Here is a 26640-nt window from a genome sequence, read left to right as displayed (position 1 = left end):
CATTCCTTTAAAAATCCGTGACATCCGCCGGAGGCTTTTATCTTTATTCAGTAGGGGTTTGGATATCCACTGAAAAGGAACACATACACATTCATCTCATCACCTTCAAAGGTGGGAGCTTCTAGTGAATGAAGATAAAATTCTGACCCCCCTATTATAAGCATAAAACAAAGTAATTGTAAGCACATACACATAAAATCATTAGATTGAACAGAAAGAGTGACTTAAAATGAAAATCTGACTAGCTAGTTTTTCTACAGGGGGGACCCCATGTATGGATACATCATCAACAAATGAACCTAATTAAACAAAAAACGCATTAAGACATTCCTTTCAGAAAGTCTAAATGCGTTATCTCGTTTATAATACTTTTTCTAAAAAATCTTTCGCACGCTGTGTAGATGGTGATGTGAAAAACTGTTCTGGTGATGCATCCTCAATTAACTTTCCGCCATCAAGGAATAGTATACGGTCAGCCACTTCACGTGCAAAGCCCATCTCATGGGTTACGATTAACATCGTCATTCCGGTATCAGCAAGATTTTTCATAACAGCTAATACCTCTTTTACCATTTCAGGGTCAAGAGCTGAAGTAGGCTCGTCAAATAAAATTACTTTTGGATCCATTGCAAGTGCTCGGGCAATGGCAACACGTTGCTTCTGTCCTCCCGATAGACGGTTTGGATATTCATTGCGCTTTTCAAATAGGCCGACCTTCGTTAATAAATCTTCAGCCTTTTTGATAGCAGCTGTCTTATCCATTCCTTTCACATTAATCGGTGCGTATGTTAAATTTTCAAGTACCGTTTTATGAGGGAAAAGATGAAAATGCTGAAATACCATACCGACTTCTTCACGGATTTTCATAATGTTTGTCCCTTTATCCGTTAGAACGTCGCCAGCAATTGTAATCTTTCCACTCGTTGGCTCTTCTAATAAATTTAAGCAGCGCAGGAATGTTGATTTACCGGATCCCGATGGTCCAATAATAGCGATTACTTCTTTTTCTTTAATTTCTGTTGAAATACCTTTTAGTACTTCATTTTTTCCATATGATTTGTGTAACTCTTCAATTTTAATCACTTTTTCTCATTCCTTTCTCGATTCGTTTACCAAGGAACGTTAATACAAGCGTCATAATGTAGTAGATTACACCCGCAAATAGTAAAGGCTCAAGATAGCGATATGTTGAACCACCTACAATGTAAGCACGGCGCATAATATCAAGTGCACTAATAACTGTGACAACAGCTGTTTCTTTATTTAATGTAATAAACTCATTTACTAAAGATGGTAAAATATTTTTTACGGCTTGTGGGATAATAATATCCTTCATCATTTTTGCATATGGAATGCCTAGCGCTTGTGCCGCTTCCATCTGCCCTTTATCAACCGCATTAATACCAGCGCGAATGATTTCAGAAATATAAGCACCTGAGTTTAACCCGAATGCTATGATAGCCGTTGGAACTGGTTCAATTTGAATATCTAATAACTGTGGCACCGCATAGTAAATAATCATTAATTGTAGCACGAGCGGTGTTCCACGGAAAATCGATGTATAAAAATCTGCAAACCAACGCAAAACATTCACTTTACCAATTTTGCATAACGCTAGTAATATACCAACTATAAAACCGATGATTGATGCACCAATTGCAATTTGAAGTGTGGTACCTATCCCCTTTAATATATAAGGCATTGAGGGAATGATAGCTGTAAAATCTAAATTCACAGTGCCCCCTCCTTTCTTGTTCTTTTAAGGAAACGTAAGCGATAGCTCGAAATAGAGCTATCGCAGTTCAACTTGCTTATTTAACTTTTAACCATTTATCTTCTAGCTCTTTAATTTTACCTTCATCCGCTAATTCTTTTAATGCTTTGTTAATTTTATCTTTAAGATCGCTACCTTTTTGAACAGCAATTGCTTTAAAGTCTTCAGGTTGCTCTTTAACTGGGAACGCTTCTAGTTTATCGTTCGTATCAAGATAACCTTTTGCTACACCACTTTCTACAATCCCTGCATCTAAACGCTTAGACATCATGTCTTGAACAATTTCAGGAATTCGAGTACGTCCTTCAACGCTGGCATCTACTTCTTTTGCAATTTTATTACCTAAAGTTTCTTGGATAGAAGCGTTTTGAACACCAATTTTTTTACCAGCTAAATCAGCCTCTTTTTTAATTCCACTATCCTTTTTCACGATAAACACTTGCTCTGTTTGATTATATTTATCAGAGAAATCTACTACTTTTTCACGTTCTTCATTAGGTGACATACCAGAAATAACAATATCAACTTTTCCTGCTTGTAGAGCTGGCACTAGACTATTGAAGTCGATATCTTGAACTTGTATTTCTGCACCAATCTTGTCACCAACTAATTTAATTAAATCAATATCAAAACCGATAATATCTTCACCTTTTGCAGCGTCAACATACTCAAATGGTGCATAATCAGATGAAGTACCTACTTTTAATACTTGCTTTTGTTCTGAGCCTTCGCCAGCATTTGAATTTTTATCGCTCGCCTTATCATTTTTTGCGCCACATGCTGCTAGTACACCAATTACTAGAACAAGCATTAGCATGAAAAATTTATTCTTCATATTCAACGATCTCCTTTTATTTATGTTTTATTGTCTATAAAAAACTAGTTCTTTGAAAAAATAAATGGATATTTATTCACTTTAGAGAATAAAAAATCTATCTGCTAATAAGATATACTCTTTTGAAATAATAATCAAGCTAAATTGAAAATTTTTAGACAAAACATTATAAACAAAATTTTCTGATAAATCTATCTATTCTAGTAGTTTTCCCATATAAAAGCTCATCGCCATAAAGTAAAGTTCCCTTCCTTTCCGGCTGGGAGCGTCTGATAAGTCGCTTCGCATGTACTCCTGAGTCTCATCTGTGAGAGTTTTATTCAGTAAAAAAGACCCCCAAAAATTGGAGGTCCTTATCCTATTTTTCATCTGCAAATAGCTTTTCCTTCAACTCATCCTCCCCTGATCCTTCTGCTAAAGGTACGCGAGAGCGATATGCTGCACGACATATTAAATGCCCCGCTACCGGAGCTGTTACAAAAACGAAGCCAATTCCTAATATTAAACGTACACTCACATATCCATCATGCACCCAAAAGTAAATAAACGCGCCTAATAGACATGTTAAGACCGACAATGTCGAACTTTTCGTTGCAGCATGTGAACGCGTGTATACGTCAGGTAATCGAATCATCCCAAATGCACTAATAACACTTACAATGGAGCCAATCAATATAAGGATAACTGCCGCCCATTCAATCATTTGATTTACGTTCAACAATCACACCTCTTTCAATATATTTCGTAAACGCAATCGTGCCGATAAAAGCTAAAATACCCAATATTAAAATAGCTTCTAAATACGCCTTTGTTTTCAATATAATTGAGACGATAGCGATTGCTGACAGTAAATTAACACCTATTGTATCAAGTGCTATGGCACGGTCGGGCAACGAAGGACCTCGAATTACACGAAACAGCGACAACGCAATCGATACACTGAATAGCGCAAGAGCCAATAGTAAAATTTTTTCAGTCATTAACGTGTCACCTCCATGATTGCTTGTTCAAATTTCCCTATTGAACGAATGACAGCTTCTTTTGATTGTTCAATATCCATTGCATGAATATAAAACATATCTCCCTCTTCAGAAACTTCCATCACTACTGAGCCAGGAGTAAGAGTGAGCAACAACGCAAGTGCTGTTATTTCCCAATCTCCTTTAAGTGCTGTTTTATACGTAAATATTCCAGGAGTAATATTGAGCTTCGGCGTAGTAATCTGTCTTAGTACGCTGTAACTCGATAATAGTAGCTCCCAATTAAAGAGCCATAATAATTTAATGATTGAAAACACACGTCGCAAATAAAATTGCGTGCCGTAAAAGCGATGCATAGCATATAAAATCCCTATTCCGACGATAAACCCCATTAAAAATGTTGAAAACTGTGGTCTAACTTCATCCTGTAACAAGAGCCAAAGTGTTGCGATAAATAAATTTAAGATAAATTGCATCGCCATTATTTATTCACCTCACCTTGCCATGTTGTGCCATCCAGCACTGCATCAATATAAATTGATGGTGTGTAAAGCGTTTTTGCTGCATCTGTTACATACGGGGCCATCCATTCGGCTCCAATTCCTAAACCAATTGTACAAGCTGCCAATAATGTTAATGGCAAGACCATGCGCTTTGGTAACGGCTTTTCATCCTCTAGACTAATAATGGTTTCTCCAAAGAATGAGGAGAGGAATATTCGTAATAGCGAATACAAAACAATTAAACTAGATAAAAATCCTAATCCTAGTAGAACAAAATTTCCGCCCTCAATAGCTCCTTGTCCAATTAAAACCTTCCCTAAAAAGCCACTTAATGGTGGTATTCCAGCAAGGGAACACATGACAATAAAGAATAACCAGCCAAAAAGGGGGTAATTTCGAATAAGCCCACTCATTTTATCAATAACCGTTTCGCCCGTAACATACATCATCATTCCAACTGCTAAAAACAGCATGGCCTTAGCTACCATATCATGCATTAAATAGTATGTTACGCCCTGTAAAGCAGATTCCGTTCCGATTGCTAGACCAGCTACTATAAAGCCAACGCCAATAAGGACATTATAAGAGGCAATTGTTCTTACATCTCGCCCTGCTAGAGCTCCCATACATCCAGCAATAATCGTAAGTCCTGCCATAATTCCTAGTACCATATGAGTCACTTCAGTATTAGTTGGGAAAAGTAATGTAAAGGTGCGGACGAGCGCATAAATTCCAACCTTCGTTAATAACGCTGCAAAAAATGCGGCTATAGCTGTTGGAGGTGCACTGTATGAGCCTGGAAGCCAGAAGAATAATAATAGACCTGCCTTCAAGCTAAAGACAATTAAGAAAATAAGAGCCACAGTCGTTATTAGTGGGTCAGCTCCTGCCTCCATAACACGGACAGAAATATGTGCCATATTCAACGTTCCAACGGTTCCATATAAAAAAGCTAATGCCACTAGGAAAATCCAAGATGCAACAATATTGATCAGCACATATTTTAACGCCTCGCGCAGCTGAACTTTATCGCCGCCTAAACTAATAAGTGCATAAGAAGCAAGTAACATAACCTCAAAGCACACAAACAAGTTAAAAATATCCCCTGTTAGAAACGAGCCGTTAACTCCTGCTACCATAAGTAGGACAAACGGGTAAAAATACATCTTTTCAAAGCTCTTACCGATTGTAAAAATGGCGTACAATAAACAAATGGCTGCAACTATATTCGCTACTAATACAAGAAGCATCGCGAATGAATCAGCAACAAATAAAATGCCAAATGGTGGTGCCCAGCCACTAAAATCAATACGCATCACACCTTGTTTTTGAATCTCTAGCAATAAAATGACACTAATAAAAACAACAAAGCTTAATGTCAGTAAACTAATGATGCGCTGCAAAAAAACATTTTCACGTAAAAACACAAGTAAAATTGCCGTTATAACCGGCACAATTAATGGTAAAACAATCATATTACTCATCCGGCGTACCTCTCAATTCATCAAAATTCGCCGAACCGTTCGTTTTATAGGCTCGGTAACCGAGAACAAGCACGAACGCCGTTACCGCAAAGCTAATTACGATCGCAGTTAAAATTAATGCTTGCGGCAAAGCATCTGTATAAGGACCTTCTGATTCTTCTAAAAGTGGTACATCCCCCTTTTTCAGTCCACCCATCGTTAAAATCAGTAAATGTGCCGCATGCGATAAGACCGCAGTTCCTAAAATCACACGTAATAACTGTTTCGAGAGGATTAAGTACGTCGCAACAGCTACTAATACACCAACTAACACTAGTATTAAAGACTCCATTGGCTACTCATCCTCACTTATACTTAAAATAATTGTGACTACAACACCTACTACCGTTAAAGCCACGCCCGCCTCGAAAATTGTTACAGTTGAAATGCCCATTTTTCCGAATATCGGTACATTTATATAACTATGTGTCTGCGTTAAAAATGGAACATCAAAAAATAGTGAGCCGATTGCTGTGCCTGTCGCTAGTAACACGCCAAGCGCTGCAACTTTTTTAAAATCAAATGGCATCCCTTTATGCACTGTTTCAATGTCATACGCTAAATATAGTAGAACAATACCAGAGGCCAGTACGAGGCCACCTATAAAACCTCCACCAGGAGCATGATGCCCTGCAAAGAATAGATAAATACCAAGGGTTAAAATAATGAATACGACCGTCTTTGTGATAGTACGTAAAATGACGTCATTGATTTTCATGATCCGTTTCCTCCTTTCGTGGCTTTAGCTTCGTTAATGTATACACTCCTAAGCCAGCAATCAGAAGAACGACAACTTCTAGCATCGTATCAAATGCACGGAAATCGCCTAATATTGTGTTGACAATATTTGAACCACCCGCCAGTTCGTAGGAATCATTGAAGTAAGTAGCCACTGGCTCAAAGTGATCGTAATGGACAACCGCTAAACCTACTAATGTAACTGTGGCACCAACGAAAATGGATATAATCACCTTAGACCATTGCATTTTTTTACGGGAGGCTTCCGGCATTAAATCAGGTAAATATTTAAAGCATAGAAGGAATAATGCAGTTGTCACGGATTCAACGACTAATTGAGTTAACGCTAAATCAGGAGCGCGGAAAATAACAAAGAAAAATGCGATTGAATAGCCGAGTACGCCATTTAATAACATGGCAGTTACGCGCCCTTTAGCGAAAATCATCCATACTGCCGCGAACATCATGACAAACACTAAAATGAGCTCATAAGTCTCAATTTTGGAATCCTTCGCAAAATTAAATGCAGTAGCATCCGACCAAATAAAATATCCTGCAATAAGCGCAATAAAAAATACATAGATATAGACAAAATAATGCGTTAAATTACCTGTCATATAGCGATTAGTAAGCTTTGCAGAACTATTTTCACTAAACTCAATCATTCGATTGTAATACGTATTAAACGTATATCTTTGCGGGAATATCCGATACAAAGGCTTCCAGCTTTTTAACGTTTTAAATAAGATGATCCCAATAATAATTACACCGAGCGTCATTAACAATTCTGCATTAATGCCATGCCAAGCATGAATATGTGGTGTTAATTCACTAGTCGATGGGAATGTTGGATAAATACTTGCCATTGCAGGCTCTAAAATATAATGCCCTAGTACGTTTGGGAAGAAGAAAATCCCAACTACAAAAACGCACAGAATGACTGGCGAAAGTAGCATACCTAACGGAGCTTCATGCGGTTTTTTATCCAACTTATCTAGCTGTAGTTTTCCGAAAAACGTTCGACTGATCAAAATCATACAGTAAACAAATGTAAAGATACTTGCTACCCATGCCACTATTGGAAAGAGCAGTCCCAAATCAGCAATTGAAAATGCCTCTACATTGCGAATAGCTAGTACTGCTGCGAAAAACATTTCTTTACTTAAGAAACCATTAAATGGCGGTAAGCCTGCCATAGAAAATCCGCCAATGACTGCAATCGTGAAAGTTACCGGCATTAAGGCCATTAATCCCCCGAGACGGCGAATATCGCGTGTGCCCGCCTCATGATCGACAATGCCGACCATCATGAATAGTGCACCTTTAAACGTGGAGTGATTAATAAGGTGAAACAACGCTGCAAAGCTTGCCTGCGTATAAAGAACAGTATCTGCAGCATAACCGTAATAATGTCCTACTGATCCTAGCCCAAATAAACTCATAATCAACCCAAGCTGACTAATCGTTGAAAAGGCAAGTAACGCCTTTAAATCGGTCTGACGCACAGCATTAAATGAACCCCAGAACAACGTTACAAGACCAACTACACTTACTAGCCAGAACCAAACAGCCTCTCCTCCAAATACTGGGGAAAAACGTGCAACTAAATATATACCGGCCTTTACCATTGTTGCTGAGTGTAAGTAAGCACTGACAGGTGTTGGCGCCTCCATCGCATCTGGTAACCAAATATGAAAAGGAAACTGTGCAGATTTTGTAAATGCACCGATTAGAATAAGGATTAACGCTGGGATAAACAGTGTATGATCTCTTATAACCCCAACATTAGCTACGATTTCACGAATACTAAATGTACCCGATGCCACATAAAGCATGAGAAAGCCCGCAAGCATTGAAAGACCACCAAAAACGGTAATTGTCATAGCTTTTCTTGCACCAGCACGAGATGATTTTCGGTGATGCCAAAATGCAATTAACAGGAATGAAGATACACTTGTTAGCTCCCAAAATGTGTATAATACCATTAAATTATCTGAAAAGACGACGCCAAGCATAGCGCCCATGAATAGTAATAAATAGCAGTAAAAATGGTGGAGAGATTCTTTCGTTGATAAATAAAAAATAGAATATAAAATGACTAAGCTACCTACACCCGTAATCAGCAAGCCAAAAATCATACTGAGTCCGTCGAGATAAGTTGTGAAATTTATATTAAAAGAGGGAATCCACTCATATGTATGAATAAACGTTTTACCCTCGGCAATTTGAGGAATGTAGCGCGCGAGTAAAAGAAACAAGATGAATGGAACGGATAAAACAAACCAGCCAAGATGTGCAACACGCCTTAGTCGCCTATAAAGTAGTGGAATAAGTGCAGCACAAACAATTGGTAAAAGAATCGCAAAGAGAACTGTAACCAAATGAAAACCTCCTACTAACAATTTCGTTCAGCAACTTGCTGTTCGATATAGTGCGAAAAACTGTGTATATGAGAAAATAACCGATAATAAAGTATTCCCAAATCTACTGAAGTTACTACTGTTTTATACTTTGCTTCGCGCACAAAAAATCTATAACAATTGCTGGAGATTATTTAAAAAACTCACTGAAGATGAATAAAGCTAACTAACATATTAGAAATTCTCTTGAAGTTTGATTCATGTAATAAAGTGTGTACTCCTTGAATCGGAAAGTAAGTGGTATGTGTTGAAGTGGCATCTATGATTTAATGATAAAGATCTAATTCATTCAACATTCAGCACATATTTTATGCAGGGAGAAGCTTATGGTGATTACACTGCATAAAACCAGGGGAATTTTTCAGGTTTACTGAGAAGCCTGAATAACCAATAGCGTATTGCATTAAAGCCTTTAGAAAATGGCATGACTTTTGAAGAGATAATATGTACACACTATGCAAATCACTATGGCGTACCAAGTCACTTGACTATCTATTTAACTAATTGCATAATAGTGTGGCATATAGAAGCAATTGGTTTAAATGCACGAAATGCATAAATCAAATAACTGTAAAGTATAAAGATAACCCTGTTTCCTCAAGGTTTTCCCAATATATTATCATTAACTTTTATACGTTTTTTAGTATACAATATAAATGAGCATAATGCACTGTATCAGTATCGATTTTAGCTGTTTTAGGATATTTTTTTCAAAATCTACAGTGAAAATAACAAAATAAAGACAAGATAAGAGGTGTTAATTTTTATGAAGCATGTAAAAGGGCGTTTAGACGAAAGTATATTAGTTTGTGTCTACTATGGGCTTAACGGTGAGCGATTAATACGACGTGGTCATAAAATGGCTACAATGTTAGATTGTCCACTATATATTCTTTCGGTTGATTCGCAACCCCTTGATGCATTTGATGCAGAGAAATCTAGCTACATTGAGCAATGGAAAAATTTATCTGAAGAGCTTGAAATTGAAAAATTCATATTACAAGATAATGAAAAGCGCCCCATCCAAAAGGTTATTGCTGAAGTGGCAAAAAGCTACGGAATTTCTCAAATTATCGTAGGTCAAAGTGCACAAAGTCGCTGGGAAGAGATTACAAAGGGTTCCTTCCTAAACGTTTTATTAAAAGAGGTTCCTTTCGTTGACTTTCACATCGTAGCTGTCCAACGTCCAACTGACGACGATGCGAACGATACATACGAAAAAGGTGTACGTGCTTATTTAATCCAAGAACACGAAGACTTTAAAGTAGCATTTACATGTCCTAAATATGTATCAATTGAAGGTATATTTTTCAAAGAGATTGGCACTGACTTTGATAATGGTATTTTCAAATTCACTTACAATGATAAAATGCATGAAGTTCATGTATCAGAGGGTTATGTTCTAGATAAAGAAAAACTTCCAGCTGAATTTTTATCGCCATTACGTCAATAATAAAAACGCGTTCCCCTAACTGGAGAACGCGTTTTTATTTTACACCGCCGAAGCCGGTTTATCTTTAGGCAAGAAAAATGCTACTAGTAATAATAATGGTAGCAAAGATACAACCATCATCGTAAAATCAATTCCCCTATGATCCATTAATATACCAATTACCATTGCACCGATTGCACCCATTCCAAAAGCAAAACCAGTTGTTAAACCAGCCATTGTACCAATTTTTGTTGGCACAAGCTCCTGTGCATAGACAACTGTTACCGAGAAGCTAATCATGATGAGTGTTCCAATAATCACCAAAAATATCATCGCTGCCCATAACGGTACATAAGGCAACGCTAAACAAAATGGCATCGGTACAACGACGGACAGTAAAATAACGTTTTTTCTACCAATTCGATCTGATAATGAACCTCCGAAAAATGTACCAACGACGCCAAATGCCATAAAGGTGAAAATTAATATTTGTCCAAGACGAAGGCTAACACCATAATGATCCATTAAATAGAACACATAAAAACTTGTAATATTAGTTGTATAAAATGATCTTGCAAAAATAATCGTAAATAGTAACGTCAACGCAATGCCTACTTGTTTCTTTGTTAATGGAGGCAAGTTAGAAACTAATACTCGTTTTTTCTTTGCTATACGTTCTTGCTCCAACTGCTTTTTATACCACATTGCAATTTTACTTAATAGTAGAATACCTATCGCTGCCGCTACTAAGACAATCGCGGCACCACGTTGACCAAAAACAGCAAATATATAAGCACTAATTAGTGGTGCAAGTGCTTGCCCAGAGTTACCTCCAACTTGATAAACCGATTGAGCAAGTCCTCTTTTTGAGCCTGCTGCCATAAAGGAAACACGTGAACCTTCAGGATGAAAAATAGCTGACCCAAACCCTAAAAATAATACTGCAATAATAATTATCCAATATTGTGATGTGAACGCTATAATGGCAATGCCTATGAATGAACTTATCATACCTATTGGTAGAGCGTAAGGCATCGGCTTTTTATCGCTAACAAAGCCAACAACAGGCTGCAAAGCTGAGGCAAACATATTTAATGCGAACGAAATAAGGCCTATTTGTGTGAAAGTTAGCCCTAAATCACTCTTCAATATTGGGAACATCGCCGGAATTACAGCTTGCATCGTATCATTGATAAGATGGGCAACAGCTATTGCGATCATAATTGGATAGACTGGATTATTAAAATTTCCTATTTGTTTATTCAAGCCGCCACCCACTTTCTAATTTTTGTAAATGTTCATTTGTAAGAGATCGTCGCATACTATTGACCTTTTTGCACAAGCTATTCATTGAAAATAGCAGTTTTAAGGGAGTTGATTAATGTATGAATATAGACGAATTTTTTAAAGCCGATTTTTGGGAAATGATACTTAGGTCAACACTTTCCTTCTTTGCGTTACTCATCGTAACCCGATTGTTAGGGAAAAAACAGCTTGGACAACTTACATTCTTCCACTATACAACAGGTATCACATTTGGTTCCATTGCCTCTGAAATTGCAGCACAGGCTGAAACCCCCTTTTTAGATGGACTTATTGCCCTCATTTGGTGGAGTGTCTTAACATATTTCATGACCATCATTACCATTAAATCTAAAAAGGCTCGTGTAATTGTTGATGACAAACCAACAATCCTTATTCAAAACGGCATTATTTTAGAGTCTGCCTTAAGGAAAAATCGTTTGCATATGGATGAATTAGCGATGATGCTACGGGAACAAGCTATATTTTCTATACAAGATGTGCAATATGCATTACTTGAAACTACGGGTAAACTAAGCGTGTTACCAAGACCCGCTGAGCAACCAGCTACAAAGCAAGATGTAAAAGCCGATGTTACGCCACCAACCTATATACCAACAGAAGTACTTTCTGACGGCCAGGTTATTTATGAAAATTTAGTTGAACTTGAATTAACTGAAGATTGGCTTATGAAAAAGCTGAAAAAGCAAAATGTCCAATCTGTTGAAGATGTTTATTTTGCTCAGGTTCAAACAAACGGCTCCCTCTATATAAGCATGAAGGATAAAGCAAGACGATCAAGCTCTTAACAGCTTGTCTCGTCTTGCTTTATCTATTTTTACAATATCTAATGGTGTAACAATGCCGATTAGTTTTTGATGTGGCTTACCATGCTCCGTTATTAATAAAGCTTTGCTCCTTGTATTCCTACTTATATTTTCTGAGTTATTTGACAAATCGCGAGTTATAGCTACATTATATTCCTAAGTTATGGATATTCCAAGAACAGTTCTTATTATTCTTAGTTCTCCTTTCATTTTTCAGTATCCAAATTCACTTAAATAAATAATCCGTTAGATAAAAAAGCATCAACGAGGTAGGAATTACCATGTTGATGCTTTAAATATATTCGTATACATATAAAAATTAAGCCGTTTAAAATCAAGATATTATTCAACAGACTATTGGGTCGTATGGAGTTCTTACTTTGACCATGTGGCAAATTCCGTGCTCTTACCCTACCACTTGACTTTAAGCAAATTTTCGCCTTAATACTCCATTTAAATTTTCGTCATCGATGCATTTTTCTTCATTGTCAAAACTCCTATACTCACACAAATTATCGAGATAACTAATGTAAGAGATAGACTCCACCAATAATCCGACATCTCCATTGTGCCCCTCATTAATTGAACGCCATATAACGGTAATTTCCACGGTGATATTGTCCAAAATGCCCCCACTAAAGAATCCAATATTTGTCCAATAAATATGACAGCAAAAGCACATGTTGTTGCTACCACTGTTTTAAAAGTCGCACTCATCATTAATGTCACTGCTATCACAAAGAGTAGCCAAGAAAAATACGTGAAAAAACTTGCCACAAGTGGCCCTATCTCAAATGTCCCATAAAGCACGACCGTATAGTATATGCTCGCAGCAAAACCAGCTAAAATACTAATAAAGCCAACAGTACTCATGACGATAAATTTACTCATAAAATGAGCGCTGAACGATATAGGACGGACATACAATAAAGTAGCCATTCCACTTGCTCTTTCTTTACTAATGGCCCCTACGAAAGTAGCCATTAATATGAGTAAACCTATCGTTTGAAATTGCCCAATGGAAGCTTGTAATAGGTCCACTGGCATTAATTCTGGCATCAACATTTCGAAGCCTTCTGGTAAGTTACCAACAGCATTTAAAATATCCGTCATATAGTAGTTTGTCAGTGGATCGGTCATACCGAGCAAAGCAAATACAAGAGGTATCCATAAAAACTTCCAGCTTCTCCAAGCTTCTCTGAATTCCTTTTGCAGAAGTACATTAAATCCTCTCATATTTTTCTCGCCACCTTCATGAAAATCTCTTCAAGTGATGCTGTTTGTCGCTCCACTTTTCGTATCTTATTAGGGTAACTGCTTAAATGTTGAAGCAGCTCCTGCATACTCGGTTTTTCATCAATAATTTCTATATATACATGACTGCCCTTAACTTCTCCAATAAGTTCAGATTGACTGGCAAAAAGTTGTGCCTCTTTTTCAGTGCCAAACTCTACAACATAATTTGGTTCATCGAAACGTTGTCGAACTTCACGTAATGTCCCCTGTTCTACTAGCTTTCCATCACGTAAAAACAATAATTGATCTGTCATCTCTTCGGCATCATTTAAAATATGTGTCGAATATAAAATAGTTGTTTCTTGCTGTAAGCCCTTTAATAAATCAAGAACTTCCCTACGACCTACTGGATCCAACGCAGACACAGGTTCATCTAGTAAGAGTAATTTAGGCTTATGCACAATTGCTTGGGAAATACCTAGTCGTTGCCTCATGCCACCAGAAAAAGTAGAAATTTTCTTATTTAAATCATTACCTAGACCTACAAACTCAAGTGTTTTTTGTGCTTCTACTTTTGCTTTTTTGGCAGGTACACCATTTAACTTTGCCGCCATTTCAGTAAACTCTAACGCACTTAACCAAGGATGGAATTGCGGATATTGTGGCAAGAAACCAATATTGGCTCTTAAATCACCATCCAGCATTTTCACACTTCCAGAAGTTGGTTTTAATAATCCTGTTAGCATCGATAATGTCGTTGTTTTACCAGCTCCATTAGGTCCAATTAATGCTGTCGATGTATTTTTTTCTAACATGAACTCGATTCCATCCACAACTACTCTCTCTGCAAATTGCTTTGTAAGTCCTGTTACCTGAAGTAATATTGTCATGATTGTTTTCTCCCAACTATAAAGTACGCAATCGATCCAAGATAACTAGTAAAAAGGATAAGAAACACCCATAAAATTTTAGGCCCATTTGTGGCATGGATTTTACGTAAATCAACTAGAGCAACAATCATTAAAATAAATTGAACCACAATTAGTGGTGCTATGACTGCCCACGGAACTTTCGCTAACTCCTCCATCATACAGATCACCTCATCTTTGTTATATTATTACTATAACAAAAACTGTTCTAATATGTATAGCACAATTTAACATATTGGTTATGAGGACTATTTATAATAACGTTGGATTTGTCCGATGAGCCGCTTCACTCGCGTTGCTCTCTCCAATCAATCTATTGTCATCCAACTTTTATATTTTATCGATAAACTTTCACGTTTTATCACCCAACTTTTAACTTCTTTCCACCTTTCAAAGAGCAAAAATAGAATAATTCACTAACTAAAAAAGAAGATGTACCAAAGTTGAAAAAAACTTTTGGTACATCTTCTCATTTATTTGTATAGCTTCTGCAAAGCATCTGCCATTTTTGGACGAATCGTTACTTGTGGACGGGCGTTCTTTACGGCCTCTTCCGCTTCCTCTAGAGAATTGGCCTGGCCGAGCTCCATTAATACAGCAGTGGCAGCGACTCCCGCGCGACCTCCCCCGCTTCCGCAATGGAAGTACACTTTTTGCCCATTCTCATAGGCAGAAACAATTTCTTTCGCAACTTTTTCAATAGATGGTGCTACTTCTATATCCTCATCAGCAATTGGCATATGCTTGTACACATATGAAGCCGCTTCTTGCTCCTCATTAGATAAGCCATTTACTCGAACATCAATGACGATATCAACCGTTTCTTGTTCAAAAGCTAAATCTGCATCTTTCGCACCGCCAAAGAATAATCGATCCTTCACTAATACATCGTAATTTTTCTCCATTGTATGCACGCTCCAAACGACTATTTAAGTAAATGCTTAATATCATCATAAAATGGAAGAGCTGTTAATGCCCCTGCTTTAGTGGCTGCCAAAGCACCTAGCTTATTACCAAAGCTTACACAACGAACAAGTTCCTCCTCCGTTGTAGGTAAACCATTGTAATGAACATCGCGTAATACACCAGCCATAAATGCATCTCCAGCACCTGTAGTATCTACTGGCACAACCTTTTCGGTCGGTACATGGATAACCTCACCATTTAGTACCGCATATGTGCCATTTTCCCCTACTGTTACTAAAATAATAGGCACTAAATAACTGTTTAATTGCTCGATTCCCTCTTCCAAGCTAGTTGTTTCTGTCAGGAAATATAATTCTTCATCAGTTACCTTTAAAATATCTACGTGCTCAAAAAATGACGTGATCGTTTCACGACAAACCTGCTCACTGCTCCAACGTAGAGGACGAATATTCGCATCCATAGCGATAATTGCCCCTTTTTCCTTTGCCATCTCTACAGCAGCACGTGTTGTATCAAGGGCTGTAGGATGGAACATTGTACCTGAGCATACAGTTAAAGCGGATGCATGTTTAAAAGCCGCTTCATTTAATTGTGTTGCTTCTACTTGTAAATCTGGCGTCTCATCGACATAATCCTTAAAAATCCGCTCACATGCTTCTGTTAAATGTACATAGACACCGCTAACACGCTTCGTAGGGTTAAATACTGCATAATCCAGGCTTACCCCTTCTTGTGCAAGGCCATCTCGAACAAACTGAGAACCTTCGTCATCTCCTGTGATCGTAATTAATGACGACGGAGCACCGATACGGCTAATTCCCGCAGCAACATTTACCGTCGCGCCACCCATATATTTAGTAAATGATGTGTTTGTTACATCATCAGCGATATAGTCAATAAAAGCATCTCCATAAACTAAAATATAATCCTTATCTTCCTTTGTCATTGTTGTCCTCCCGAAACTCTAGTCATTATAGATTAACACGAAATCTGATATCGTATAAAGTTTTAAACTTTCGGAAAAATAATCAATTATGCCTTGGCATAATTGCGTCTGGAATCGGCTTTGTGCTTGCACAAAGAACTCCTTTCCGATTCCGTGACATCCGCCGGAGGCTTTACCTTCTTTCAGCGGGTGACCAAACACCTGCTGAAAGAAGGTAAAGATGGCATCAGAATATTACCATTTACTCAAAAACTTGAGTCATCCTCTATCTTTGTTATACTTGCCTATAGAAAGGTAGGGATTTTGACAATGAGTATTACAATTCGACAAGCGCAACCTCAGGATGCCCATGCCGTTGTACCACTAATTATTGATGCGATTGGTGATATCGCCAACCGTTTAACAGGTGAACAAACAGCGAAGGCCGTTGAACAAGAACTTACTGTACTATTCAAGCGTGAGGACAATCGACATTCCTATTTAAATTCTTTTGTTGCTGTTGAGAATGAGCAAGTATTAGGAATTCTTGTTTACTATAATGGTGTCGAAGCCATTCATATGGATGCAAATCTCGTAAAATGGCTTGAAGAAAAAAATGCGCCATCCATCATCATCGATAAAGAAGCTCACGAAGATGAATATTATATTGATACTATTTGTGTAGCACGAGAAGCTCGTGGTAAAGGAATAGGAACATTATTACTGCAATTCGCCATAGAGGAAACACAAAAACGAAGCTATACAAAATTATCATTAAATGTTGAAACAGAAAAAGAAGACGCTCGTCGCCTTTATGAACGCATGGGCTTTGTCATTACCGAGCCATGGTCCATAATCGATGAACCATTTCATCATATGGTAAAGCAATTTTAGGATGTGAAACAAAAAAACATGAAGACAAATTTATTTTATCCTCTTTTAATTGTCATTGCTTCTAGTAGCTACGGTGTACTATCGACAATTGTCAAAGTAGCTATGCAGCATGGCTTTACAACAGGAGAGGCAGTATCAAGTCAATATATTATTGGCTTTATGCTTGTTGCAACTATTTTTATATTGACACAAAGACAATTACCGAAGCTTTCTAAAAAGGGACTGCTTATTTTAGTGTGCGCCGGGATATTTACTGGGACTACAGGAATTATATACGGCGAATCATTAAAGTATCTACCAGCTTCTCTTGCAGTAGTAATGCTCTTCCAATTCACTTGGATCGGCTTATTAATAGATTGCGCACTTCATAAACGCTTACCAAGTCGGACTGAAGTGATTTCCATCATTGTATTATTTGCTGGGACTATTTTAGCTGCTGGCGTACTAAATGTAGATTTAAGCGGTATTCCTATTCAAGGCTGGCTACTAGGCTTTGCTGCTGCCTTTACTTTTGCTTGCTTTATTCAATTTAACTCTCGTCACGTGGAAGGTATTACAACTACATCACGCGTGTTGATTGTTTCCTTTGTCGCTCTGATCATGATTAGTATTTTCCTAAATCCTGAAGTACTTTGGAACGGCAAATTATTTGCCGGCGGTTTATGGAAATTTGGACTAGCATTAGGGCTGTTTGGTATTATTTTGCCAATTTATTTATTCTCTATAGCTGTCCCGAAAGTAGGAGGAGCTCTTGCCTCTATTTTAAGTGCTATGGAGTTGCCTGTTGCCGTAACCGTTTCAGTTATTGTTCTACATGAACCATTAACTTCTTTACAAATAGCGGGTATTATTCTAGTTATTTTAGGTATGATGCTACCGACAATACTTTCGCAACGACGACAAAAGGAAAAATCTTTAGAGACTATTAGTAAGTAAATACTTAATCTAAATTAGAAAGGGAGATGTATCATATTTTTTGATACATCTCCCTTATTTCTTTTATAAACCAAGCGCTCGGTACATAAATGCTGTGCTTGCATGAATATCGTATCTTCTTTAGGAAATTTAAAAAAGTGAAGCCCTTAACACAGAAAATATGTTAGGCTTTACTCTGGCAATATTCTTCAGCACATAATATAGATTTACTATTAGTAAACTATCTTTACTCCTCCCCTTATAGCCAATAATGTCTAACAAATGAGGTACAGTTCAGGTTTTACCAAGATAGTATCGGTATTAGGAATCCTTTTGTTCAATATATTCATCATAATATAGAACTTCTACATAATCAGACCAATTGAGTATAGTGCCTACAAAGTCTATAATATCTAATCCTGGCATTTCATAAGAATTTTCATCTCCCGTTGTACCGCAAGCATCTTCTATCATGGTAGTGTGAAATCCTAAGTGACTTGCAACAATTGAGGTGAAAAGACAGCAATATTCTATGTTAAATCCTGTTATTAATAAACGTTCTATTCCTCTTTGTTGAAGGTATTTGTAAAGATTATTATTACTAAATGCATTTGGGTTTTTCTTTTCGAAAACAGGATATTCTTTTATATCCATTTGAATTTCTTCATTAACATCACCATTTACAATGTTTTTTACAAATATAATCTCTTTTTCTTCTTGCTCAAATAAATTCACTAATTTTTGTATATTATTCAGTACTTCTTTTTGATCTATATAATCTAATATATAATTTTGATAATCTATTATTAGTAAGGCTTCTTTCACGAATTTCTCCTCCAGTCACATAGTTATCTCTTAGTTTTTTTCCTTTATAAATATACAAATTGCATAATATAAGAGCTTTTCGTAATTCTTAACATCGCCCAAAATATATCGAAATTTTCAGATAAAAAAAGACGTCGAAGATTTAAACTTTAAACATTAAATTTTATAGATGTCCTTGTTTTAAATCGTAGCACGCATTTCAAGATTAACAAAATCAACTTTTGTTCACTTTCGTACATATTTTGATAATCTATTCTTAAAAACATAAATTCTCGCTAATATAAAGAGTTTTAACTTTAGCGAAATGCCTGTTATTAATATTTACTTAGTTATGATAAAGAAAGCGGCAGGATGTTGCTCAAAAGCGTTATACGGCGTGATTCGTTTAGCACCATTCCCCTACTACTCTCGCTCATAAATTTAATTTTATAGATGTCCTTGTTTCAAATCGTAGCATGCATTTCAAAATCACCAAAATCAACTTTTGTTAACTTTTGAACAAAAGTTGATAATCTATTCCGAAAAGCTTTAATTCTGGCTATTTTAAAGAGTTTTCGACTTTAGTGAAGCGCCATTGCTATCTAGTATTTACTTAGCTATGATGAAACCAATTATAATTTTTTAATTATTCTAACATTAATGCTAGGTTTACGGATTATACTGTTAGTATGTAAGTTTTTTTCACTATTAGGGAGGGGGAAGATTATGCAGAAAACACGTATTTTCGGTTTTTTACTTGTGCTGATGGTTATCGTCTTAGCTGCTTGTAGTAGTGACAAGGCTGCTACAAAAGATAGCGACAAAACGTCCAGTTCTGAAAAGACCGATGTAGCAGCTAAGCCATCTGGAAAGCTTGTTATTTATACAGGGCGCGATGAAGAGATGGTGCAAAAAGTAATCGATCAGTTTAATGAAAAGTACCCGGACATTGAAGTGGAATTTTTAACGATGGGCGCACAGCAAATTTTAGAACGCCTACGTGGTGAAAAAGCAAATCCTCAGGCTGATTTTTGGTGGGGTGGTACACAATCTGCACTAACTGTCGGCGCCAATGAAGGTTTACTACAAGCTTGGAAGCCTAGCTTTAACGACTCTATTGATGCGGCTTATAAAGATGCAGATGGTCGTTGGTTTGGTGAAATGTTACTGCCAGAAGTTATTATGATTAACAAGGATGTATTAACGAAAGAAACGGGTCCACAAGATTGGGATGATTTATTAGATCCAAAGTGGAAGGATAAAATTTTAATTCGTGGTGTGTTAGCATCTGGGACGATGCGTACTATTTATTCATCTATGATTTTACGTCAAGGTGCAGATTCACCTGAGAAGGGCTACGATTGGTTATTAAAATTAGATGCTAATACGAAAGAATATACACAAGATCCAAATGCACTTTATTTAAAGATGACACGACAAGAAGGCAGTGTTTCTTTATGGAATTTGCAAGATATTTTATTAAAGAAATATACGACTGATTATCCGTTTGATTATATTTATCCGAAAAGTGGTGCACCGATTTTAGTTGATGGTGTTGCTGTTGTCAACAATGCCAAAAACTTAGAAAATGCAAAGCTCTTCGTAGAGTTCTTATTTGAAAAAGGAATGGTCACTCAGCTAGCAAACGACTACTATCAAATTCCTACTCGCTCAGATATCGATAAAGCTACAATGCCTGAGTGGTATAAAGAATTAGACTTAAAAACGTTTGATATAGACTGGAAACTCATGACTGAGAAAGAAGCAGAATGGATGGAGTATTGGGATAACAATATTAAAGGACGCGGAAAAAAGTGACCGAGGACTAAAAAGTTGTGAACCTGTCCTATGTTGCTGACAGGTTACTCCCAAAGAATCAGGAATGGTATTTGTTAAATCTATGCCATGTATATAAGTTGATTGGAGTGGAGACTGGACGCCCCCAGGAAGCTTTTCTCTATGCGAAAGCGAAGCGTCAGCTACACATGTTTTCTGTAGCGAAAGCAAAGCGTCAGCTACAAAGCGCCCAGTCGGAACGGAAATCAACCCTACGTTATGGTGATGCCTTTTAATATCATAAAACAAACATCTACGAATATTGTTCATATTTTTAAGCCTCGAGTAATTTTTGCTCGAGGCTTCATGTAACTAATTTTCTAACGAGAAAGGAGCATTTTATTTGAAAAGTGTCAAAATAGAAAATGTCTCTAAGAAATTCGGTCAAATTCATGGCGTAAAGGATTTAGATCTTCACATTAAAGCTGGTGAATTTTTTACTTTTCTCGGTCCAAGTGGTTGTGGGAAAACGACTACATTAAGGATGATCGCTGGCTTTTATTACCCAACAGAGGGGAAAATTCTTTTTGATGATTTTGATGTGACAAGACTTCAACCTAATAAACGGAACATTGGTATGGTGTTTCAAAATTATGCCCTCTTTCCACATATGACCGTAGACGAAAATATCGCGTTTGGATTACAAGTACGGAAATTCTCGAAGGCGGAGATCAAACAAAAGGTTGACCGTATTAGAGGGCTTGTTCATTTATCGCAATATGGGAATCGGAAAATTAATGAATTATCTGGTGGGCAGCAGCAACGGGTTGCATTGGCAAGAGCACTGGTGATAGAGCCTGATATTTTATTGTTAGACGAGCCATTGTCTAATTTAGATGCTAAGTTACGCGAGGAAACGCGCGTTGAAATAAAACGTATTCAATCCGAGCTCGGTGTTACAACCATCTATGTTACGCATGATCAAATGGAGGCTATGTCCATGTCAGATCGGATAATGGTCATGGAAAATGGGAATGTTAGGCAAATCGGTACTCCGCAAGAGATTTATAATCGACCTTCAAACCGCTTCGTAGCAAATTTTATTGGTGAGACAAACTTAATTGAGGCGACAATTGATGTTGTTAATGGTAACGATGTACAAGTAAAAACAGCAAATGGACTTGTTCTCACTGGGCGAAAGCAACAAAGCTCCCCCACTTTAACGCATATGATTGGAGACAAAGTGTTTATTTCTATTCGTCCCGAATCTATTAATCAAGGTACTGGTGAAAACACATTAACAGGTAAAATCACTTTTGTTGAATTTACAGGAATTAGTGTGAACTACATTGTGGAATGTCTCGATTTTTCACTAAAAGTAATGATTATCAATATGAACGGTCAACTTAAAAAAATTGGTGAAGACATTACCTTAAATATAGCCCAAGATTCACTGTATTTTTTGGGAGAATAGGAGGGTACCGATATGAAAAAAACACACCTCAATCCTTCTGAAGGAAATGCATGGACACGACTAACTAGCTCAAATTGGTTTGTTTATATTTTAGTTGCACCTTTATTTTTAGTGTTGTTTGCCTATGTGGTATACCCTTTCTATCAAACTTTTACGGAAAGCTTTTCTGGTGATAATGCGTTATCTAATTATAAAAATTTTTTCAATTTAGCTAGCCCAGCAAATATAGAAGCATTATGGACTAGTATTTATATATCCGTGATCAGTGTTATTTGCTGTGCACTCGTCGGCGTAACTATGGCATTTTTACTGGAACGCTATGATTTCCCAGGTAGACGGATACTCTCTGTTTTAGTATTGGTACCCATGGCTCTTCCGCCGTTAGTAGGTGTACTGTCCTTTACATTTTTGTATGGAGAAAGTGGTATTTTCCCACGTGCGTTTCAGCACCTATTCGGTTTAGAGCAAGTTCCTTTTTCATTAAAAGGCATATGGGGGGTCATCGTAGTACATACATTCACTATGTACACTTACTTCTACTTAACCGCCTCAGCAGCTATAAAAGGTCTTGATCCAGCTTTAGAAGAGGCCGCAACTAGCTTAGGTGCCGGGCGTGTTCGAGTATGGACAAAGGTTATTTTGCCCATGTTAACACCCTCGATAGTTGCCTCATCCTTACTCGTATTTATGATTTCTATGGCATCCTACACTGCACCTTTAATGTTCGGCGTTGAACGCACGATGACCATGCAAATCTATTTATCACGTACGAATGGAAATTTAGATATGGCAGCGACACAATCTATGATTTTATCCTTTGTTTCCATTACCTTTTTAATTATTATGCGCTGGTATCAAAACCGCCGAAACTATCAAAATCTCAGTAAAGGTATTAGTGTTCATCGATCTGAAGTGTCTTCAAGAGGCATGAAAGTTATGGCAACTATTGCGTCTTTCATAGGTACATTAATTTTAATTTTGCCGATTTTAGTGCTTATATTAATTTCGTTTTCCGTTGATGGTGCATGGAAGACGCAAATTCTCCCAACAGACTATACGTTGGATCATTATCACGCTCTTTTTACAGATGAACGGACGTGGCGACCGATTTGGAATTCTGTTCGAATGGGGATCGTTGCCACATTCGGCAATATCATTTTCGGTGTTGCAGCAGCCTATGCAATGGTACGGTTAAATTTTAAAGGTAAAACATTACTCGATATTTTAATCATGATTCCTTGGGCATTACCGGGAACAGTTGTAGCTGTCAATTTGATCGCAGCCTTTAGTACGGAAAATATATTCTCCTTTAATCAAGTTCTTATCGGGACGTTCTGGATTTTGCCGTTAGCTTATTTTATTAGACATTTACCTCTTGTTTTCCGATCGACATCGGCATCACTTGTGCAATTAGATCAATCTATCGAAGAAGCATCTCGAAGTTTAGGTGCAACATGGTGGTATTCATTTAGACGTATTGTTCTACCACTTACATTTACGGGCATTTTGGCAGGTACATTACTAGCACTTGTTCAAAGCTTTGGCGAATTCGTAGCGTCTATACTTCTTTACAGTACGTCAACGATCCCCTTATCAGTGGCTATATTCCAAAAATTATATTCTTTTAAATTTGGAACCGCTTGTGCATATGGTGTCTTACAAATTTGTTTAATTTTAATTGTACTTATTATTTCCGAGAAGTTATCTAAAGGCAGTGCTGGTTCGGCCATATAACTGCCAATCTACTAGGAGGCAATTAATATGTTTGAAGATTTCCGCAACAAAACCCAGCAAGAAGATGGGATGATCTTCCCTTCTAATATTTATCGTAAAATTGTCTTACAGCCGGCTTACGATGAGGCCAAGAAAAACTTTTTAACAATTATGCTGCAAATCAATATTGCACACTTAAAAATGTTGGAAGAACAGGGTCTAGTAAAAAAAGAAGAGGCTAAAGACATTGGTATTGCTCTTAAAAAACTAGACTTGAACTATTTTCGTATAGAAGATTACAGCCCTCGATATGAGGATTTGTTTTTCCGCATCGAAAATAAATTAATAGAGCTTGCTGGCGACATTGCTGGGAATCTTCACATTGGTAGAAGTCGTAATGATATGGGTATTGCTATCTATCGCATGACTTTAAGAAAAAAATTGTTATTGCTTATGCAAGAATTACTGACATTACGGGATGATTTAATCGCAGCTGCTGAGGAGCATGTTGATACGATTATGATTGGTTATACACATACGCAGCAGGCACAGCCAACAACCTTTGCGCATTATTTGAAAGCTGTCATCGATCAACTTGAACGAGATTTTGAACGTTTACAGCATGTCTATAAAACGGTGAATCGCAGTAGTATGGGGGCTGCGGCATTAACGACAACAGGCTTCAATATTAACCGAGAGCGCATGCGTGAGTTATTGGCATTCGATGATATTATCGAAAATGCGTGGGATGCAGTTGCTGGAGCAGATTATATTGCAGAGGCAGCGAGTATCGTGCAACTTGCGGCACTTAATCTTGGCCGCACATCCCAAGATTTCTTACTATGGGCTACACAGGAATTCAATGCCTTTACGCTGGCAAGTCCGTACGTGCAAGTTAGCTCTATCATGCCACAAAAGCGCAATCCTGTTTCGATAGAGCATACACGTTCATTGCTATCAGCGGTTGTTGGTGATGCTAGTACAGTATTACAAATGGTACATAATACACCTTTTGGAGATATCGTAGACACAGAGGATGATATGCAACCATATTTATGGCGCGCCATCGACCGTTTAATAGGTATTTACAAACTATTTGGTTCGCTTGTTGTCACGATGGATGTAAACAAGAAAAAACTAAGAAATCGAGCAGAAAATAGCTTTGCCAATGTTACAGAGCTCGCCGATACGTTTGTGCGCTCTGAAGGGATTTCCTTCCGCCAAGCACATAGTATTGTTAGTAAATGTATTAAAGTACTGCTCTCTCATGGGGAGGAATCTCTAGCAAGTCTTACATGGGGTCTTGCCAATACACAAGCTAAATTAATTACTGGTAAACCATTAAAAATTTCTGAGGAAGATTTTTATAGCACATTAAAACCAGAAACTTTCGTTGGTGTACGTAAATTGCTTGGTGGTCCAGCGCCCGTAACGATGAAAGAATCTCTTGAACGCTCCAAGGCAAATTCTCAAAACCTTAAAGAGTGGGTTAGCTTGAAAGAGTCTATGATTGTTGAGGCAGAAAAACAATTAACAGTAATAATCGAGGAATGGAATCAATGATGGAATGGCTACTTATTATTGACGGTGGTGCTACAAAAACGGCATGTGCGCTCGTACATGCCGAGTCTGGTGAAATAAAATATACAACATCAACAAGTGGCTCGAATTATCAAGCAATTGGTGCTGCATCTGCTACAGAAATATTGCTAGCCTTATTAGCAAATGTGCAGGACTTTTTACAACAGCAAGATGATTCAAATATTGCTGTGGCTACCTTTGCAATGGCTGGGATTGATTCTCCCAAAGATCATGAAGCCGTATCAGCAATCGTTCATAGTGCAGTATCTACAATACAGTTACGAATAGATACGCTTATTATAGAAAATGATGCACAAGCCACTTTACTTGGTGTTACTGCTGGACAGGCAGGCGCATTACTCATTGCTGGAACAGGAGCCATTGCGTACGCATTTGATGGTACACAAATAGTACGTTCGGGTGGTTGGGGGCATCGTGCAGGAGATGAAGGCAGTGGCTATTGGTTAGGGCAAGAGGTTATACGCGCCATTTTCCGTATGGAAGACGGGCGTGGTGAGCCGACCATATTAAAAAATGCTGTCTATGATTATTTACGAATCCAAGATGTTACAGAGCTAGCTTCATGGCTATTCCGTCCCTCCTACACGAATGCGCAGCTTGCAAAAATGGGTGCATTTTTGGCAGATGCTGTGACCAAAAAGGATTCATGCGCCATTCAAATATCAATGCGTGCTGCTCATGAATTAGTACTCCTTGCATGCGCTGTGTTGAAAAAAATTGACTATCAAGGCGAGGCATTTAGCCTTTATTGTAATGGTGGTGCCATTAAGTATAATCCATTAATTTTTAAAACTTTTTCACAGGAAATGAAATCGATGTATCCGCAAATTGAAGTTTCTCTATGTCAGCATCAACCTATCCATTATCTTATCGAGCGAACAAAAAATGCCTATGACAGTTTGTAATGTCATAGGCTCTTCATGTTGTTGAAAAACTAACCACTCTGCAAAACGTGGGGTTGATTTCCGTTCCGACTGAGCGCTTTGTTGCTGACGCTTCGCTTTCGCACAGAGCAGAGCTTCCTGGGGGCGTCCGATGAGCCGCTTCACTCGCGCTGCTCGCTCCAGGGTCTCATCTGTGACGCTGATCCCCAAGGAGTCGCTCAGTCTCC

28 protein-coding genes are annotated in these 26640 nt (G+C 37.6%); 10 read left to right on the top strand and 18 right to left on the bottom strand.

Going from position 1 to position 26640, the window contains the following annotated elements:
• Positions 1–360: 360 nt before the first annotated feature.
• The 10 genes from AC1DCY_RS11260 to AC1DCY_RS11215 form a co-directional block, all read right to left on the bottom strand.
• The gene (locus AC1DCY_RS11260; RefSeq protein WP_477350128.1) at positions 361–1083 is read right to left on the bottom strand and encodes an amino acid ABC transporter ATP-binding protein; all 723 of its coding nucleotides are present in this window, start codon (positions 1081–1083) and stop codon (positions 361–363) included.
• A complete protein-coding gene (locus AC1DCY_RS11255; RefSeq protein WP_477350126.1) occupies positions 1076–1735 on the bottom strand; it encodes an amino acid ABC transporter permease in 660 nt (219 codons plus the stop codon). The genes AC1DCY_RS11260 and AC1DCY_RS11255 overlap by 8 nt, the downstream gene beginning before the upstream one ends.
• Positions 1736–1811: 76 nt before the next feature.
• Positions 1812–2609 carry a transporter substrate-binding domain-containing protein gene (locus tag AC1DCY_RS11250; RefSeq protein WP_477350124.1) on the bottom strand — a complete coding sequence of 266 codons (798 nt, stop codon included), beginning with the start codon at positions 2607–2609 and terminating at the stop codon, positions 1812–1814.
• A gap of 358 nt (positions 2610–2967) precedes the next feature.
• Positions 2968–3327, bottom strand: coding sequence for a Na+/H+ antiporter subunit G (locus AC1DCY_RS11245; protein WP_079562765.1), 360 nt, complete (start codon positions 3325–3327; stop codon positions 2968–2970).
• The gene (locus tag AC1DCY_RS11240) at positions 3305–3589 is read right to left on the bottom strand and encodes a Na(+)/H(+) antiporter subunit F1 (protein WP_049663615.1); all 285 of its coding nucleotides are present in this window, start codon (positions 3587–3589) and stop codon (positions 3305–3307) included. Before AC1DCY_RS11240 ends, AC1DCY_RS11245 begins: the two co-directional genes overlap by 23 nt.
• Positions 3589–4071 (bottom strand): Na+/H+ antiporter subunit E, encoded by a 483-nt coding sequence (locus tag AC1DCY_RS11235; protein ID WP_477350122.1) that lies wholly within the window; start codon positions 4069–4071, stop codon positions 3589–3591. Before AC1DCY_RS11235 ends, AC1DCY_RS11240 begins: the two co-directional genes overlap by 1 nt.
• A complete protein-coding gene (locus AC1DCY_RS11230) occupies positions 4071–5576 on the bottom strand; it encodes a Na+/H+ antiporter subunit D (RefSeq protein ID WP_477350121.1) in 1506 nt (501 codons plus the stop codon). The genes AC1DCY_RS11235 and AC1DCY_RS11230 overlap by 1 nt, the downstream gene beginning before the upstream one ends.
• Positions 5569–5907: a Na(+)/H(+) antiporter subunit C gene (locus tag AC1DCY_RS11225; RefSeq protein WP_400728698.1), complete on the bottom strand. Its 339-nt coding sequence runs from the start codon at positions 5905–5907 to the stop codon at positions 5569–5571. The genes AC1DCY_RS11230 and AC1DCY_RS11225 overlap by 8 nt, the downstream gene beginning before the upstream one ends.
• Before the next feature lie 3 nt (positions 5908–5910).
• Positions 5911–6333: a Na(+)/H(+) antiporter subunit B gene (locus tag AC1DCY_RS11220; RefSeq protein WP_477350118.1), complete on the bottom strand. Its 423-nt coding sequence runs from the start codon at positions 6331–6333 to the stop codon at positions 5911–5913.
• On the bottom strand, positions 6320–8734 hold the full coding sequence (locus tag AC1DCY_RS11215) for a Na+/H+ antiporter subunit A (protein ID WP_477350117.1): 2415 nt from the start codon (positions 8732–8734) through the stop codon (positions 6320–6322). Before AC1DCY_RS11215 ends, AC1DCY_RS11220 begins: the two co-directional genes overlap by 14 nt.
• Before the next feature lie 805 nt (positions 8735–9539).
• Between AC1DCY_RS11215 and AC1DCY_RS11210 the strand changes: the two genes are divergently transcribed.
• Entirely contained in the window at positions 9540–10226 is a 687-nt protein-coding gene (locus AC1DCY_RS11210) for a histidine kinase (RefSeq protein ID WP_477350115.1), read from the top strand.
• A 39-nt stretch (positions 10227–10265) separates the two neighbouring features.
• On the opposite strand, the gene AC1DCY_RS11205 is transcribed toward AC1DCY_RS11210, so the two are convergent.
• Positions 10266–11471: an MFS transporter gene (locus AC1DCY_RS11205; protein WP_477350113.1), complete on the bottom strand. Its 1206-nt coding sequence runs from the start codon at positions 11469–11471 to the stop codon at positions 10266–10268.
• 119 nt (positions 11472–11590) lie between these two features.
• On the opposite strand from AC1DCY_RS11205, the gene AC1DCY_RS11200 reads away from it, so the two are divergent.
• Positions 11591–12316, top strand: a complete 726-nt coding sequence (locus tag AC1DCY_RS11200) for a DUF421 domain-containing protein (RefSeq protein WP_477350111.1) — start codon at positions 11591–11593, stop codon at positions 12314–12316.
• Positions 12317–12787: 471 nt separating this feature from the next.
• Here the strand turns inward: AC1DCY_RS11200 and AC1DCY_RS11195 are convergent, their stop codons facing one another.
• The 5 genes from AC1DCY_RS11195 to AC1DCY_RS11175 form a co-directional block, all read right to left on the bottom strand.
• Positions 12788–13570: an ABC transporter permease gene (locus AC1DCY_RS11195; RefSeq protein ID WP_477350109.1), complete on the bottom strand. Its 783-nt coding sequence runs from the start codon at positions 13568–13570 to the stop codon at positions 12788–12790.
• Positions 13567–14460, bottom strand: a complete 894-nt coding sequence (locus tag AC1DCY_RS11190; RefSeq protein ID WP_477350107.1) for an ABC transporter ATP-binding protein — start codon at positions 14458–14460, stop codon at positions 13567–13569. The genes AC1DCY_RS11195 and AC1DCY_RS11190 overlap by 4 nt, the downstream gene beginning before the upstream one ends.
• Positions 14457–14660: a PLDc N-terminal domain-containing protein gene (locus tag AC1DCY_RS11185; protein WP_477350105.1), complete on the bottom strand. Its 204-nt coding sequence runs from the start codon at positions 14658–14660 to the stop codon at positions 14457–14459. The genes AC1DCY_RS11190 and AC1DCY_RS11185 overlap by 4 nt, the downstream gene beginning before the upstream one ends.
• A 312-nt stretch (positions 14661–14972) precedes the next feature.
• A complete protein-coding gene (locus AC1DCY_RS11180; protein WP_477350103.1) occupies positions 14973–15404 on the bottom strand; it encodes a protein-tyrosine phosphatase family protein in 432 nt (143 codons plus the stop codon).
• 20 nt (positions 15405–15424) lie between these two features.
• Entirely contained in the window at positions 15425–16372 is a 948-nt protein-coding gene (locus tag AC1DCY_RS11175; RefSeq protein WP_477350101.1) for a carbohydrate kinase family protein, read from the bottom strand.
• Between the two features lie 309 nt (positions 16373–16681).
• On the opposite strand from AC1DCY_RS11175, the gene AC1DCY_RS11170 reads away from it, so the two are divergent.
• Positions 16682–17245: a GNAT family N-acetyltransferase gene (locus AC1DCY_RS11170; RefSeq protein ID WP_477350099.1), complete on the top strand. Its 564-nt coding sequence runs from the start codon at positions 16682–16684 to the stop codon at positions 17243–17245.
• An 18-nt stretch (positions 17246–17263) separates the two neighbouring features.
• Positions 17264–18181, top strand: coding sequence for an EamA family transporter (locus AC1DCY_RS11165; protein WP_477350097.1), 918 nt, complete (start codon positions 17264–17266; stop codon positions 18179–18181).
• Positions 18182–18481: 300 nt separating this feature from the next.
• Here the strand turns inward: AC1DCY_RS11165 and AC1DCY_RS11160 are convergent, their stop codons facing one another.
• Entirely contained in the window at positions 18482–18985 is a 504-nt protein-coding gene (locus AC1DCY_RS11160) for an isochorismatase family protein (protein ID WP_477350095.1), read from the bottom strand.
• Between the two features lie 705 nt (positions 18986–19690).
• Between AC1DCY_RS11160 and AC1DCY_RS11155 the strand changes: the two genes are divergently transcribed.
• The 6 genes from AC1DCY_RS11155 (at position 19691) to AC1DCY_RS11130 (ending at position 26434) form a co-directional block, all read left to right on the top strand.
• The gene (locus AC1DCY_RS11155) at positions 19691–20782 is read left to right on the top strand and encodes an extracellular solute-binding protein (protein ID WP_477350093.1); all 1092 of its coding nucleotides are present in this window, start codon (positions 19691–19693) and stop codon (positions 20780–20782) included.
• A gap of 71 nt (positions 20783–20853) precedes the next feature.
• A complete protein-coding gene (locus tag AC1DCY_RS11150) occupies positions 20854–21036 on the top strand; it encodes a hypothetical protein (protein ID WP_477350091.1) in 183 nt (60 codons plus the stop codon).
• A 107-nt stretch (positions 21037–21143) separates the two neighbouring features.
• A complete protein-coding gene (locus tag AC1DCY_RS11145) occupies positions 21144–22214 on the top strand; it encodes an ABC transporter ATP-binding protein (RefSeq protein WP_477350089.1) in 1071 nt (356 codons plus the stop codon).
• Between the two features lie 12 nt (positions 22215–22226).
• Positions 22227–23948 carry an ABC transporter permease gene (locus tag AC1DCY_RS11140; RefSeq protein ID WP_477350087.1) on the top strand — a complete coding sequence of 574 codons (1722 nt, stop codon included), beginning with the start codon at positions 22227–22229 and terminating at the stop codon, positions 23946–23948.
• Between the two features lie 27 nt (positions 23949–23975).
• Positions 23976–25490 (top strand): argininosuccinate lyase, encoded by a 1515-nt coding sequence (gene argH, locus AC1DCY_RS11135; RefSeq protein WP_477350085.1) that lies wholly within the window; start codon positions 23976–23978, stop codon positions 25488–25490.
• Positions 25487–26434 (top strand): N-acetylglucosamine kinase, encoded by a 948-nt coding sequence (locus AC1DCY_RS11130; RefSeq protein ID WP_477350083.1) that lies wholly within the window; start codon positions 25487–25489, stop codon positions 26432–26434. Before argH ends, AC1DCY_RS11130 begins: the two co-directional genes overlap by 4 nt.
• Here AC1DCY_RS11130 and AC1DCY_RS11125 read toward each other — a convergent pair.
• Positions 26369–26623 carry a hypothetical protein gene (locus AC1DCY_RS11125; protein ID WP_477350081.1) on the bottom strand — a complete coding sequence of 85 codons (255 nt, stop codon included), beginning with the start codon at positions 26621–26623 and terminating at the stop codon, positions 26369–26371. The two genes, AC1DCY_RS11130 and AC1DCY_RS11125, sit on opposite strands and share 66 nt — an antisense overlap.
• Positions 26624–26640 lie beyond the last annotated feature (17 nt).

It is taken from the genome of Lysinibacillus sp. 10T31, from assembly GCF_056394365.1.
The sequence above is the reverse complement of the archived record's forward strand: the minus strand, read 5'-3'. Positions and strand labels throughout refer to the sequence as shown.